This window comes from Alicyclobacillus sp. CIJ1 (assembly GCF_057538885.1).
The window spans coordinates 99,554-114,121 of sequence record NZ_BAAJPH010000143.1; the positions used below are offsets into that span (position 1 = coordinate 99,554).

A 14,568-nucleotide genomic window follows, 5' to 3' on the forward strand; every position below is an offset into this window, starting at 1 on the left:
CGCTTCGAGGCGGCGCTCGCGAAACGGAGGTGGCGAGGTGCACAAAGTCTCAAAGTGGCGCAAGGCGCTGAGAGAGCTCACGTCACCCGTTGGGTGGCAGGATGTTCTCCCGGAGTACGTGTTCTATCGCGGCGTGGAATACGCGGAAACCGGGCGCGTGGTCTCCTGGTCGCTGCACGACGGCGCTATCCGCGCTGTCGTGCGCGGCTCGGCAGACTATCGCGTCTTTTTGCACATCGAAGATGTCGAGCAGAGCCGTTGCTCGTGTCCGTACGGCGGGCCGTGCAAACACTGGGTCGCCGTCGCGCTGCACGTCGCCCGCGAGACGCGGCTCGACGGGATTCGAGGAGGGCAACCGCTCGATCTCGACGCGTACCTCGGCTCCATCGGAGACGGTGAAGTGCCGGCTTATGTCGCAGATGTCATGGCGTTGCGCCCCGACGTCTCGCTCCTCCTTCGCGCCATGCGCTTCGTGCAAACGGCGCCCGTCCGTTGGGCAGATGAACCGTCGCTCTCCCATCTTCACCAGGAGGCGCGAGCGCTGCTTCTTGCCGCCGACCAAATCGCGCAAGGCGATGCGGCCGTCGCTGTGGGGCTGGACGCGCCGCCTCCCGTCACCGTCACGTACACCGGCGCGGGCTGGGAGAGCGCACGAAGGCTGATTCAAGCCTTCGCGGACGCCCTCGCGGGTGAAACGCCCGCGGAGCTCGCGACCTATGCGGTCTACGATTTCCGCCGGCTCGTGGCGCGCTTGAGCGACGACGTCCCGGGCGAGTACGAGCTTCCCCACAGGGAGCTCCTCCGCTCGCTCGGCGCCCCACTCGCGGCGGCGGTCAAGCGGCTTTCCGGCCTTGGGGATGCGGCGATGGACGAATGGCGCGCATGGTCGCTTGCCAGACTCTCCGAAGCGACCTGTGCCGAAGATGCACTCGACGCGCTATCCGCGCTGCAGGGCGGGTGGGTCGACACGCGCCATCTGCGCGCTGCCTGCGAGCGGGTGAATGCCGTCGATGATTTCCCCCGTCCGCCCGGCCTAGAAGGCTGCGTGCCGCACGTGCCCTGGGTCCCTGTGTCGCTGGCCACGCGGATCGAGGAGAATTGGCGCGAGATGATCGCCTTTGCGCTTCAGATGGGCGATCTCGCCGCGGCCGACGAGATCGCGCGCATGCGGCCCGTGTCTGACCGCGATGGGGACATGCGCCTGGCGCGGGCCGCCATGGACGCTCGCGCGCGTCCTTGACGCTCGCCCTGCGCGTCTGTACATTTTGTCTATCGCTTGTGATTTGAGCGCAGGAAGGGAGCCGACCACGTTGAAGATCGAATCGAAGTTGGCCCAAATTGGGAATCGCCAGGATCCCAGGACGGGAGCCGTGTCTGCCCCCATTTATCACTCGACGACATACGCGCATCCGGCGCTCGGCCAAAGCACCGGATTCGATTACACGCGGACGCTCAATCCGACTCGCAAAGTCCTCGAGGACGCCATCGCCGAGTTGGAGGGTGGCGTGCGCGGATTCGCCTTCTCCTCCGGCATGGCCGCGGTCCACGCCGTCTTTTCGCTGTTCTCCCCGGGCGATCACGTCATCGTCTCGAGCGATCTGTACGGCGGCACCTATCGCGTGCTTGAGCACATCTTTCGCCCGCTCGGCATCGAGGCCACGTATGTGCACACGGGCCACCTCGAGGAGGTGGAGGCCGCCCTGCGCGATACCACGCGGGCGCTCTTCATCGAAACGCCCACCAATCCGACCATGCAAATTACGGACATCGCGGCCGCGAGCCTGTTTGCGCGCCGGCGCGGTCTTTTGACCATCGTGGACAACACGTTCATGACGCCCTATTTCCAGCGTCCCATTGAGCTGGGCGCGGATATCGTGGTTCACTCGGCCACGAAGTTTCTGGGCGGACACAACGACGTGCTCGCCGGCCTCGTCGTGGCGAAATCGGGCGAGATCGCCGAGCGGCTGTACTTCGTCCAGAACTCCATCGGCGCCGTGCTCGGGCCGCAGGACGCGTGGCTGCTCATGCGCGGCATGAAGACGCTCGCCATCCGCATGGAGCGGTGCGCCATGAACGCGAGCGCCATTGCGGCGTGGCTCGACGCGCGCGACGACATCGTGAAGGTCTACTATCCCGGCCTCGATACGCATCCCGGAAAGTCCATCTGTTCGAAGCAGGCGTCCGGCTTCGGGGGCATGGTGTCGTTCGAGGTGCTGGACGCGCGGATGGTGCCGTTCATCCTCGAGCATTTGAAGCTCGTCACATTTGCGGAGAGTCTGGGTGGCGTCGAGACGCTCATCACGTATCCCACTCGGCAGACTCATGCCGACATTCCGGAGGAAATTCGGGAGAAGGTTGGCGTCACCGACAGGCTGCTGCGGCTGTCGGTGGGCATCGAGCACATCGGGGATCTGATTGACGATCTCAGCCAGGCGCTGGATTACGCCGCCGAGCAAGTGCTCTCCCGCAGGCGATGACGTGCACGGGCCAATCCGCCACAGGCGCGGCGGATTGGCCCGGGACATATGCGGGAGAAGGTGCGGAATCGTGGCGCGGGCGCATAGGATTTTGTGAGATGCGCGTCGAACATGTTCCTAGTGAAAGGTTTCGAAATTTCGTTTCATATATGAAACCAGGGGGGGTGGCGAATGTGGAGGTGCCATCCAAGGCGAGGGGCGCCAACGCGGAGCAGAGCCGTGCGTTGCTAGGCGCCGAACACCCCGTGCGCGTGGGGGAAACGCGCCTAGGGCCGCAGTTTCGCTACGATCTTCGCGCGCCGCGCCTCGAGGAGCTGGATCGGTTCATCGTCGAGCGTCCGATTCGCGACTGGTCCCTCGTTCGCTGGAAGGACGTCGGCAAACCCGTTCGCGTCGAGAACTACGCATCCGGCAAACGGCTCTGGGAAGAGAAGCACGGCGACACGATGCCGGTCAAGACGAGTTGGGAGATGTTCAACCGGTCGTTCCACAGCTGGTTCGTGAAGGACGGGCCAGCGGCGCAGCGGGCCGCCATGCGCCGCATGCTGAAGAGCGTCGCTTCGCTTCGAGCGGACGAGATCGCCTCGGTTTTTCAGGACCTACAGCAGGTCACGCTGTGGAACCTGGCGCACCGCGTCACCGACACCATCTGGGACCCGCGCGGGAAGCGCGCGCTGTTTCGCGGGCTTGACGTGAAGCGTCCCCGCATTCTGTTCCTTGGCGCGGCGGAGGGTTACGAGGCGATGCAGCTGTACGCCATGTATCCCGGTGGCGAGGCCGTCATGGTGGATTACGACGCCTTCTGCCGCGATCATCGCTTCGGGGACTTTCCGGAGGATTACCCGTTTCTCGGGTACCATCCGGCGACGGGATCGGCGCGCCCGTGGTACCGAAGCGAGATGAAGCTGACGTACCTGGTGGAGGACATCCGCAAGCTGCCGTTTGGGCGCGAATTCGACATCGTCTTGAGCGTGGGGCTTTTGGAGCACTTTCCGGACGAGTACAAACCGGAATGCATCGAATGGCACCGGAAGTTTCTGCGGCCGGGCGGTTACGCCATCCTGACCACGCCGAGGCTTGGGTGGAAGACCAAGCTGTTCTACCACGTGATGGCGGAAGCGATGAACTACACGTATCGAGAACTGATGACTGTCGATCAGATGGGGCTGTACCTTTATGAAAACGGATTCAACATTCTTCGCCATGGCTGGATCAAGACGCACAACGGCATCGTGGCGCAGCCGCGCTGAGAGCTATAAGCGGCGAAATCGGGGTGGATGACGTGCAGGTGTACCGGTTCACGGGCGACACAAAACCGGATCAGGTGCTGAACGAGGCGGGCGAGGTGGTCGGGTCGTTGCCGGACAATGCGGCCGATCTCGCCCTCGAGTGGTACCCTTTCATGATCTTTTGCCGAAAATTCGACGAGCGCGCGCAACTTCTCCAGCGCCAGGGACGGCTCGGGACCTACGCGCCGTTTCGCGGCCAGGAGGCGGCGCAGATCGCCAGTTTTGCCGTGCTTCGCCCGAGCGATTGGGTGTTTCCCACGTATCGCGAGCTCGCCGGCATGATGTACCACGGGCTGGAACCTGTGCACGCCCTGCTCAAGAGCCGCGGCCATCCGGATGCGGGACGCATGCCAGAAGGGCTCCACATGGCGCCGGTGCAGATTGCCATTGCCGCGCAGATCCTGCACGCGGTGGGCGCGGGATGGGCGTGCAAACTCCAACTGACGGACGACGTTGCGGTGGCCTACTTCGGCGACGGCGCCACGTCGGAGGGGGATTTTCACGAGGGCATGAACTTCGCCTCCGTCATGCGCCTGCCCGTCGTGTTCTTCTGCCAGAACAATCAGTACGCCATCAGTGTGCCTGTCGAGCGGCAGACGGCGTCGCCCACGATTGCGCAGAAGGCCATCGCCTACGGCGTGGAAGGGATCCGGGTGGACGGGAATGACGTCTTTGCCGTGTACCAGGCCATGCGCTACGCCGTCGATCGCGCGCGCCGCGGGGAGGGCCCGACGCTCATCGAGGCGGTCACGTATCGCCTGGGCCCGCACACGACGGCGGACGATCCCGGAAGATACCGGGAGGCCGCCGATGTCGAGCGATGGGCGGCGGCAAAGGACCCGCTCGTGAGGCTCAGGCTCTGGCTCACGCGCCAGGGGCTCTGGGACGATGCGCGGGAGGCCGCGTGTGAAGAGGAGGCCGAGGCGCGCGTGCGCCAGGCGGTGGCCGAGATGGAAGCGTACCCGCACAAGCCCCTCGCGGAGGCCGCGCGCCACGTCTACGCCGAAGTCCCCGAGGGTCTCGCGCTCGATCTCGCCGAGCGCGGAAAGGAGGCGCGCTGACATGCCCAAGTGGACGATGATCGAGGCCATTCGGGATGCGCTGGCCATCGCTCTTCGCGACGATCCGCGCGTTCTCGTCTTCGGCGAGGATGTGGGGAAAAACGGGGGCGTCTTCCGCGCGACGGACGGGCTGCAGGCCGAATTCGGCGAAGCCCGCGTCGTCGACACGCCGCTCGCGGAGAAGGCCATCGTGGGAACGGCAGTCGGCCTCGCCATGGCGGGCATGAAGCCCGTCGCGGAGATCCAGTTTCTCGGCTTTGCCTACGAGGCCATGGATCAAATTGCGGCGCAGCTCGCGCGCATCCGCTTCCGCACCCAGGGGCGGTTCACGGCACCCGCGGTCATTCGCGCGCCGTACGGCGGTGGCGTGCGCACGCCGGAGCTGCACTCGGACAGCCTGGAGGCGCTCTTCGCCCACACGCCGGGGCTCGTCGTCGTGACGCCGAGCCGGCCGTACGACGCCAAGGGGCTTTTGCTCAGCGCCATCCGCTCGCCCGATCCCGTCATCTTCCTGGAACCCATCAGGCTCTATCGCGCCTTCCGGGAAGAGGTGCCGGAGGGAGACTACGAGGTGCCTCTCGGCCGTGCCGCCGTCCGCCGCGAGGGCTCGGACGTCACGCTCGTCGCCTGGGGGCCGACCGTGCCAGTGGCGGAATCGGCCGCGGTGCAGGTGGCATCGAAGGGGATTTCGTGCGAGGTCATCGACCTGCGCACGCTCGCGCCGCTCGACCGATCCGTCCTCCAAGCGTCGGTGGAGAAGACCGGGCGCGCCGTCATCGTCCACGAGGCGGTGCGATATGCCGGGCTCGGCGCCGAAATGGCCGCCTCCATCATGGACCTGGCGTTTTACCACCTGCGGGCGCCCATCGAGCGGGTGGCCGGGTTCGACACGCCGTATCCGCCAGCCGCGCTCGAGGACGCCTGGCTTCCCAGCGTGACGCGCGTCGTCGAGGCCATCGAGCGCGTCATGGAAGATTGACACCGGGTACCTGTTTACGATTGAGGAGGGATTTGCATGTTCACGCGCCACTTCGCGTATTGGCCGAAACGTGTTCCACGCACGCTGACCGTGCCTCGCACGCCCATTCACGACAACCTCGCCGTGTCCGCTCGCCGCTATCCGGACAAGACCGCCATCTATTATTACGGCCGCGAGATTTCGTTCCGGGAGCTTCACGCGGAAGTCGAGGCGCTCGCCGGTTATCTCCAACAGGCCCTCGGCGTGAAGTGGGGCGATCGCGTCGCGCTCTACATGCAGAATTCGCCGCAGTTCGTCGTGGCTTATTACGCCATTCTGCGCGCCGACGCCGTCGTCGTGCCCCTGAACCCGATGCTCGTGGCGAACGAGCTCCCCTTCTACTTCGAGGACTCCGGCGCGCGCGTCGCCATCGTCGGCCAGGAGCTCATCGATCGCGTCCGGCCGCTCGTGGAAACCGGCCCCATCGACAAGGCCATCGTCGCCTGTTATCGCGACGCCCTGCCGCCCGAGCCGGCGCACCGCGTGCCGGACGTGGTCGCGGCGCCCGCCGTGTCTCTCGATCACCCTGCGCTAGTGCCATGGTCGCAAGCGCTTACATCCGGGCTTGCCCCGCGGCCGAGCGAGGTCTCCGCGGACGATCTCGCCGTCATTCCCTACACGTCCGGCACCACCGGCGTGCCAAAGGGCTGCATGCACACGCATCGCACCGTGCAGGCCAACATCGTCTGCGCCGTCGTCTGGAACGGCGTGACGCCGGACGGTGTGGCGCTCTCAACCCTGCCCTTCTTCCACGTCACCGGCATGGAGCACAGCATGAACGCGCCCATCTACTGCGGCAACACGTTCGCGATTCTCACGCGCTGGGACCGCGAGACGGCCGCGGAGCTCATCGAAAAGCTGCGCGTGACCCACTGGACCAACATCGCCACCATGGTCGTGGATTTCCTCGCCAACCCGCGCATCGAGTCGTACGACCTGTCCTCCCTGATGGTGGTGGGCGGCGGAGGCGCCGCGCTGCCAAAAGCGGTGGGCGAGCGGCTCAAGGCGCTCACCGGCCTCGACTACGTCGAGGGCTACGGCTTGTCCGAGACCATCGCGCAGACGCACACCAACCCGCCGGATCGCGCCAAGCTCCAGTGCGCCGGCGTCCCGCTCTTTGACGTGGATGCCCGCATCGTGGATCCGGAGACGCTCGCGGAGCTCGGCCCGGGTGAGGAGGGCGAAATCCTGGTCTCCGGCCCGCAGGTCTTCCTAGGCTACTGGAACCGCCCGGAGGAAAACGAGAAGGCGTTCGTCGAGATGGACGGGAAGCGGTTTTTCCGCACGGGCGATCTCGGCCGGTACGACGAGGAAGGCTACTTCTTCATCGTGGACCGCATCAAGCGGATGATCAACGCGTCTGGATTCAAGGTGTGGCCCACCGAGGTGGAGTCCATCCTCTACAAGCATCCGGCGGTGGAGCAGGCGTGCGTCGTGGGTGTCCCAGACCCGCGCCGGGGAGAGACGGTGAAGGCATTCATCATCCTCAAGCAGGATGACAAGGGCGCGGTGACGGCGGAGGACATCATCGCCTGGGCGCACGAGCAGATGGCGGCGTACAAGTGCCCGCGCGAGATCGAGTTCGTCGACAGCTTGCCGATGTCCGGCAGCGGCAAAATCCTCTGGCGCGTGCTGCAGGAGGAGGAACGCAGGAAGCGGCAGGTCGCATCGCCCTGAGGAGTGAAGCGGATGAACATCGGCAACGAAGCGCAGTTTCAGATTTATCAGATGCGGATCACCGGCCAATATGGCGGCGCTCCGCTCTGCATCTCGATGGAGGACTGGGTCGCGCGAGCGCGGGAGGTGTTGTCGCCAGAGACGTTCTGGTATCTCGCGGGCGCGTCGGGGCGGGGCGAGACGATGCGCGCGAACGAGGAGGCGTTCGCCAAGTGGCGGATTGTGCCTCGCGTGTTCCGCGACGTGTCGGATCGAGATCTGTCCCTCGAACTCTTCGGCGAGCGGCTGCCGTATCCCGTGCTCCTCGCGCCCATCGGCGTGCAGTCCATTCTGCACGCCGATGGAGAGGTGGCGGCTGCGCGGGGCGCCGCGAAGCTGGGCCTGCCCTACATCGTGAGTTCGGCGTCGACCATGTCGCTTGAGACCATCGCCGAAAAGGCGCCCGGCGCGACGCTCTGGTTTCAGCTTTACTGGTCGAAGGACCGCGACGTTGCCCAGAGCTTCGTTCGCCGGGCCGAGGCTGCCGGGTGCAAGGCGCTCGTCGTCACGCTCGACACGCCCATGATGGCCTGGCGAGAGCGGGATCTCGAGCGCGCCTACCTGCCTTTCTTGCTCGGCGAAGGACTCGGCAACTATGTCTCCGATCCGGCATTTCGCGCGAAGCTGCGCCGGTCTCCCGAGGAAGATCTGGCGGGCGCCATCCTCCTCTGGACGCAGATCTTCGGCAATCCAGGGCTCACGTGGGACGATCTCGATTGGCTGCGCGAGGAGACAGATCTTCCCCTCCTCCTGAAGGGAATTCTTCATCCCGACGACGCTGAGGAGGCGTTCCGCCGGGGAGCCGACGGCATCATCGTCTCGAACCACGGCGGCCGGCAAGTGGACGGAGCCGTGGCATCGCTGGACGCGCTGGTGGCCATCCGGGAACGCGTCGGCCGCGAGAAGGTAGTCCTCATGGACGGCGGTGTGCGGCGCGGATCCGACGTCGTGAAGGCCATGGCGCTCGGTGCGACCGCCGTGCTGGTGGGCCGGCTGTACGCGTACGGCCTCGCGGTCGACGGCGAGCGCGGCGTGGAGACCGTCCTGCGGTATCTCCTCGCGGACTTCGATCTCACGATGGCCCTGTCGGGACACCGCTCACTTTCGGCGCTCGACGCAAGCGCGCTCGCGCGCGCGTAGCGAATCTGTCAACCCTCCTCGTGCGCTCACGGGCGGTAGATCATCGCACAGCGCTCGACTTCCGCAGAGCTACCGCTTAGACAGAAGGTTCGAGCGAGGTCAACTGCAGACCCAATCGGTTGAACATCTCGTCCAACAGCCCGAGCGGCAGGCCGACGACGTTGTAGTAGTCGCCTGCGATGGACTCGACGAGCAGACTCCCGTACCCTTGGATGGCGTACGCGCCCGCCTTGTCCATCGGCTCGCCCGTGGCCACGTATCGCCGCAACCACGCGTCGTCTCGAGGCCGCATGCGCACCTGTGTCTCGGCAAACGCGACCTCTTCCGCAAAAGCCGTGCGAACGCATACGCCCGTGTACACGAGGTGTGTCCGCCCGCGGAGGCGTTTCAGCATGGCGAGGGCCTGATGGGCATCCTGTGGCTTGCCCAGGATGTCTCCATCGATGGCGACGACGGTGTCCGCCGCCACGACGACGGCGTCCCGCCGCTCGGCCTCGTCGAGCTGCGCCCACACGGCCTCTGCCTTTCGTTTGGCGAGCGTTACCACAGCTTCCTGCGGCGGCGTGCCCAAGGCGATGGTCTCGTCGGCCTGGCTCGGCCGCACGGAAAAGGCCACGCCGAGCATGCCCAACAGCTCTCGCCTTCTCGGCGATCCCGACGCGAGAATGATGTGCATGGCGCAGATCTCCTTCCTCAATTTGCACGCATGGAAAAGACGCCGACGCGCACAGTAAGCATAGCTCCGAGCGGCAAGGAGGCGAAGGTGGCATGACATCGCGGCGAAAGTCGATTGGCCGGGGCGATGAAGCGTCCGGCCCGGTGATGAGCGCTGAAGCGAGCCGCGCGATGCGCCGCGGCGAAAAAGTCGGCAGTGCCTCTCGCCATGGCAATCCGTCCTATGGACGTTATGCCCGAGCGCTCGACGGCGAATACGGCGCGTCGGTGCGCGACGAACAGATCTGAATCCTTTGAGCTCGGGGCAAAGCGCAGGGCACAGGGAGACCTGTGCCCTGCGCGCGTTCTAGGGACCTCAGACCCGCTCTGCCCGGGCGTGCGCGAGCGCGTAGCGCGCCGCTTCGCTTCCCGCCGTGTGCCCCGTGGAAAACGCGATGGTGATGTTGTATCCGCCCGTGTGCGCGTGAACGTCCATCACCTCGCCCGCGAAGTAAAGCCCAGCGCAAAGCCTCGACTGCATGGTCTTGGGGTCAATCTCTTTCACGCTCACGCCGCCTCCCGTCACGGTGGCCTTCTCAAGCGGAAGTGTCCCCGTCACAGGGATGACGAGCCGCTTCAGCGCGCGCGAGACCCTCGTCAGCGACGCGTGCGAGGCTTGAGCCAGCGGTATCTCGCCGTCAACCTGGGCCTCATGCAAGATGAACGCCGCGAGGCGATCCGGCACGTGTCTCTCAAGTTCCGTGCGCAGCCTCCGTTTGGGGTGGCGCTCGCGCGCAGACTTGAGGAGCGCCATCCAGTCCTCAAAGGTGTAGTCAGGCCGCACATCGATGGAAGCCGTGAGCTTCGCCTCCGGCTTGTCCCGCAGGGACACCGTTACATAGTGGCTCGCGCGCAGCGCCGCCGGACCGCTCAGCCCAAAGTGGGTGAAGACGAGATCGCCAGGTTCCACCGTCAAGCGCTTGTCGCCTCGAAAGATGGATAGCTCGATGTCGTAGAGAGACAGCCCCTGAAGCTCTCGACGACGAATCCACGGGTGATCCGACGTGATGGGCACGGCGGTCGGGTACGGCGGCACGATAGTGTGGCCCACAGACGCCGCGAATCGGTAGCCGTCGCCGGTCGAGCCGGTCTGCGGGACACTCGCTCCGCCTGTGGCGATGACGCACGCCGCCGCGGACATCACCTCGCCGCGCTCGGTCTCCACGCCGACAAATTGCCGCTCTTGCGTAAGGATGCGCGCGACGGGCGTTTGGAGCCGAACCTCGACGCCGAGCCGCTCCATATGCCGCACGACGGCGCGCACGACCGTGCGGGCGTCGTCGGACACGGGAAACATGCGGCCGCGGTCCTCTTCCTTCAGTTTCACCCCGAGCCCTTCAAAAAAGCGAATGATGTCCTCGTTGCCAAAACGGTGGAACGACGAATACAGGAACTTCGGGTTTCCCAAAACGTGCTGCATCAACTCGGGCAGGGGCTTCGCGTTGGTCACATTGCAGCGCCCGCCGCCGGAGATGGCCAGTTTGCGCCCCAGCCTGTCGCCCTTTTCGACGAGCAATACGCGGGCGCCCGCCTCGCGCGCCGCAATGGCCGCCATCAAACCCGCGGGTCCGCCGCCAATCACCAAGACATCCGTCATCTGATCCCGCCTCATTTCTGCCCTGAAGTGTACGGGAAGGCGGGGCCGTCGGCAACTAGGGCGTGTGCGAGAGGATCATCGTGGCGAACCCGACCAGGCACGCGGCGGATGCGCTGTACAGGCTCGGGCGCTCGAGGTGCGGGACGAGGATCCAGGAAAGGAGGGCGACAAACACGGGCTCCGACGCGGCGAGGGTCGCCACCGTGCTGACGGGGATGAGGGTTGCGCTGACGAAAAACAGGAGGACGCCCGCCGCGCTCGCCGCGCCTGCCGCAAGCAGCCAGGGGGACAGGTGATTTCGGTAGTGGCGCAGGAGCAGCCCGAGCTTGCCTTCGACGGCGAAGCTTGCGATACAGGCGAGGGTGGCGACGGCGACGTCGATGAACGCCGAGCCCATTGGCGATGCGCCGCTCGCGAGGGAAATCCGCCGAAACACGTGACCTACGCCTTGGAGCCCCGCTGCCGAAATGCCGACGAAGGCGCCGGACGAGAAGACGGCGCGATCGCGCGTGGGACGGGCGCGATTCTCGAGCGCCAAAAGCACAATGGCCCCGAGAACGCCCGCGAGGCTCGCGGTCACGCGCCATGAGACGGGATCGCCGAGGAAGGCGTACGCGAGGATCACCGTGGCCACGGGGCTCAGACCTTTGAGAACCACGCCGCGCACGGCGCCGAGGCGCTGAACGGCGAGGTACAAAAGGCGCCTGCCGAGATAGGTGCCCACCGCGCCCGAAAGGCAGGCGAAGCCGAGGGCTCGCCCGCGCGTGGGGAAGCCCAAGGCGCGATGTGACGCAAGACCGACGGGCAAGAGGACCATCAGCAACAGAAGGCTGGTGACGAGCACGGGAAGAAGCCCGCTGTCAGGAGGCGAGGAATCCGCCTGTCCCTTCCTGAGGCACACGTAGGACAGGGCATACGCAATGGCGCTCGCGATGGCGGTCAAGAGTCCAGGGGACGTCACAATCTCACCTCCGGTCGCGGACAACCCATGTGTATGCGGGGGCGGTTCGAGCGAGAACGTCGCTTTTGGACATCGGCGTCGAAGTTGTTTACAATGGATGAGCTACTGAAAAATCGTGTGTGACACGGGGGATTGGCATGGAGCCGTTTCGTTTTCACAACCCGACGACGCTCTACTATGGGAAGGGGCAGATTGAGAAGCACCTGGCGGACGAGGTCCTGAAGATTGGGCGGCGCGTACTTCTGCTCTACGGCGGGGGAAGCATCAAGCGATTTGGCCTGTACGACAAGGTGACGGACATCCTGAAGAACGCGGGCGTCACGGTGTTTGAGCTGGGGGGCGTGGAGCCGAATCCGCGCCTGACGACCGTGTACAAGGGCATCGAGATGTGCCGGCAGAACGACATCGATCTCATCCTAGCCGTAGGCGGCGGTTCGGTGCTCGACTGCGGCAAGGCCATCGCGATGGGCGTCAAATTTGACGGAGACGTCTGGGACATCTATCAGCGCAAGGCGCAGGCGACGGGTGCGCTGCCGCTCGGCACCATTCTCACGCTCGCGGCCACCGGATCGGAAATGAACGCAGGCGGCGTCATCACGAATTGGGAGACGAAGGAGAAGCTAGGCGCAAGCTCGCCGTACACGTATCCGGTCTTCTCCTTCTGCGATCCGGAAAATACGTTCACCGTGCCGCGCGACCAGACGGTGTACGGCATCTGTGACATGCTTGCGCACTGCTTCGAGCATTACTTTCATTCGACGCCGCATGCGCCCTTGCAGAGGCACCTGATTGAGGCTGTCATGCGCACCATCGTGGAATACGCGAAGCGCGTGGTGGACAACCCAACCGACTATGACGCGCGCGAGACCATCATGTACTGCAGCACCATGGCCTTGAACGGGATGATCTCGATGGGCATCGTCGGCGACTGGGCCTGCCACGCGATGGAGCACGAGGTGAGCGCCATCTACGACATTCCTCACGGCGGCGGCTTGGCCATCCTGTTCCCGCACTGGATGGAGTACGTGAAGAGCGCGGATCCGAGTCGATTCGCGTCGCTCGCCAAAAACGTGTTTTTGGTCGACGGGACGGGCAAGTCGGACGAGGAGCTGGCCGACATCGCCATCGAGAAGGTGCGGGAATTCTACAGGGAGATTGGCGCACCGCAGCGTTTGGCGGACTACGGCATCGGCGACGATCAACTGGAGCGCATGGCGGCGCAGGCGGTGCGGTTCGGTGAAATCGGCCACTTCCGCAAGCTCGGCAAGGAGGACGTGCTGAACATCCTGCGCGCGAGCCTGTGATCCGTCTGCGCCATGCGGCATCGGTCATCGAAGTGCGGCGGTGGGACGCTTGCGCGTCTCGCTGAGGCGCCTCCCGCCGCGGCACATCCTGTCCTAAGTGGAGCGCACACGCCACGGGTTGAAGGAATCACCACCTCATGAACGCGATCTTCCCTCTTGCGCTTCCAAAACGTTTTCGGGTATATTGATGCTGACTCGCGAGTGGTAGGATCGCGTTGCCGAAAACGTTTCGGATGCGCCGGAGGCTCGCGAAAGGGGTTTGCCGCCATGAGAGTCACCATTCGCGACGTGGCGCGCGCAGCAGGCGTTTCGGTTACCACGGTGTCGAGAGCGCTGAATGGCGCCGCAGACGTCGGGGAAGAGACGCGCCAGCGCGTCATTGAAGTCGCCAAGCAACTGAACTATCGCCCGAGCCATGTGGCTCGGAGCCTCGTGCTCAGAAAGAGCCAGAACATTGGGCTTCTGGTGTCCGATTTTCGCAAAGGCGGCCACCACTTTCTCTACGATGTTTTGGTCGGCGTACACGACACGCTCGCCGAGTACGGGTACGATGTCACGCTGGTCAGCACGGATACCGCTCGCCAGCAGCTGGTCAGCTATGTGGACTTTTGTCGGGCGCGAGGGTTGGACGGCGTGATCGTCATGGGCATTCGCCTGGACGATCCGTACGTCGAGGAGGTTGTCGAGTCGACGCTGCCGAGCGTCGTGATCGACCTGCCGCTCCTCAGTCGACACTGCGGCTATGTGATGACGGACAACGTGAACGGCGCGCGCTACGCGGTGAGGCATCTCGTGTCCCGGGGCTGCAAGCGCATTGGTTTTGTGAACGGCGCTGCGCACGCTGCGGTGAGCCGCGAGCGGCTGAGGGGATTCGAGGAAGCTGTGCGCCAATATGTGGGCGCGTTCGACGAGCGCCTCGTCGTCTACGGAGATTTCACGCTCGAAGGGGGACAGCGGGCCCTCGCCGAGCTGCTCGCCAAGTCGCCGGACGTAGACGGCGTGTTCTTTGCGAGCGACCTTATGGCCATCGGAGGCATCCAACACTGTAAGGCGATGGGCATTCGCGTTCCAGACGACCTCGCGGTGGTCGGGTTTGATGACATCGATCTCGCTCGTTTCGTGACGCCCGCGCTGACAACGGTCGCACAGCCGCGATACGAGATGGGATGCGAAGCGGCGAAGATGCTCGTCCATATGCTGCAGAAGGGCGAGATGCCATCCGGCACGCTGTTGCCGCCGCAACTCGTCGTGCGCGAGACGGCCTGAGCATTTCAACTGGGGGAGAGGCATC

Annotated in this window: 13 protein-coding genes; 10 read left to right on the top strand and 3 right to left on the bottom strand. The window is 65.0% G+C overall.

All coding sequences use genetic code 11. The features are described 5' to 3' along the window. Positions 1-37: 37 nt before the first annotated feature. From AC27E8_RS13500 to AC27E8_RS13530, 7 genes are all read left to right on the top strand, one after another. A complete protein-coding gene (locus AC27E8_RS13500; protein WP_487099802.1) occupies positions 38-1,240 on the top strand; it encodes an SWIM zinc finger family protein in 1,203 nt (400 codons plus the stop codon). A 70-nt stretch (positions 1,241-1,310) separates the two neighbouring features. Next, positions 1,311-2,477 carry a trans-sulfuration enzyme family protein gene (locus tag AC27E8_RS13505; protein ID WP_487099804.1) on the top strand — a complete coding sequence of 389 codons (1,167 nt, stop codon included), beginning with the start codon at positions 1,311-1,313 and terminating at the stop codon, positions 2,475-2,477. A gap of 164 nt (positions 2,478-2,641) precedes the next feature. Then, positions 2,642-3,727, top strand: a complete 1,086-nt coding sequence (locus AC27E8_RS13510) for a class I SAM-dependent methyltransferase (RefSeq protein WP_487099805.1) — start codon at positions 2,642-2,644, stop codon at positions 3,725-3,727. 32 nt (positions 3,728-3,759) lie between these two features. Continuing rightward, positions 3,760-4,827, top strand: a complete 1,068-nt coding sequence (gene pdhA / locus AC27E8_RS13515; RefSeq protein WP_487099971.1) for a pyruvate dehydrogenase (acetyl-transferring) E1 component subunit alpha — start codon at positions 3,760-3,762, stop codon at positions 4,825-4,827. Position 4,828: 1 nt separating this feature from the next. Next, positions 4,829-5,806, top strand: coding sequence for an alpha-ketoacid dehydrogenase subunit beta (locus AC27E8_RS13520; RefSeq protein WP_487099807.1), 978 nt, complete (start codon positions 4,829-4,831; stop codon positions 5,804-5,806). Between the two features lie 36 nt (positions 5,807-5,842). Beyond that, positions 5,843-7,522 carry a long-chain fatty acid--CoA ligase gene (locus tag AC27E8_RS13525; RefSeq protein WP_487099808.1) on the top strand — a complete coding sequence of 560 codons (1,680 nt, stop codon included), beginning with the start codon at positions 5,843-5,845 and terminating at the stop codon, positions 7,520-7,522. Between the two features lie 12 nt (positions 7,523-7,534). After that, positions 7,535-8,701, top strand: coding sequence for an alpha-hydroxy-acid oxidizing protein (locus AC27E8_RS13530; protein ID WP_487099810.1), 1,167 nt, complete (start codon positions 7,535-7,537; stop codon positions 8,699-8,701). A gap of 76 nt (positions 8,702-8,777) precedes the next feature. On the opposite strand, the gene AC27E8_RS13535 is transcribed toward AC27E8_RS13530, so the two are convergent. Next, on the bottom strand, positions 8,778-9,377 hold the full coding sequence (locus AC27E8_RS13535; protein WP_487099812.1) for a Maf family protein: 600 nt from the start codon (positions 9,375-9,377) through the stop codon (positions 8,778-8,780). Positions 9,378-9,469: 92 nt separating this feature from the next. Between AC27E8_RS13535 and AC27E8_RS13540 the strand changes: the two genes are divergently transcribed. After that, positions 9,470-9,664: a hypothetical protein gene (locus AC27E8_RS13540; RefSeq protein ID WP_008336644.1), complete on the top strand. Its 195-nt coding sequence runs from the start codon at positions 9,470-9,472 to the stop codon at positions 9,662-9,664. 67 nt (positions 9,665-9,731) lie between these two features. Here AC27E8_RS13540 and AC27E8_RS13545 read toward each other — a convergent pair whose 3' ends face one another. Together AC27E8_RS13545 and AC27E8_RS13550 are read right to left on the bottom strand one after the other, a co-directional pair. Further along, complete coding sequence (locus tag AC27E8_RS13545) at positions 9,732-11,012, bottom strand: BaiN/RdsA family NAD(P)/FAD-dependent oxidoreductase (protein ID WP_487099813.1); 1,281 nt, start codon at positions 11,010-11,012, stop codon at positions 9,732-9,734. Between the two features lie 55 nt (positions 11,013-11,067). Then, entirely contained in the window at positions 11,068-11,973 is a 906-nt protein-coding gene (locus tag AC27E8_RS13550) for an EamA family transporter (protein WP_487099814.1), read from the bottom strand. Between the two features lie 137 nt (positions 11,974-12,110). Here AC27E8_RS13550 and AC27E8_RS13555 point away from each other — a divergent pair, with 137 nt between their 5' ends. Further along, positions 12,111-13,277: an iron-containing alcohol dehydrogenase gene (locus AC27E8_RS13555; protein WP_487099816.1), complete on the top strand. Its 1,167-nt coding sequence runs from the start codon at positions 12,111-12,113 to the stop codon at positions 13,275-13,277. 267 nt (positions 13,278-13,544) lie between these two features. Further along, positions 13,545-14,543, top strand: coding sequence for a LacI family DNA-binding transcriptional regulator (locus AC27E8_RS13560; protein WP_067847842.1), 999 nt, complete (start codon positions 13,545-13,547; stop codon positions 14,541-14,543). Positions 14,544-14,568: the final 25 nt, after the last annotated feature.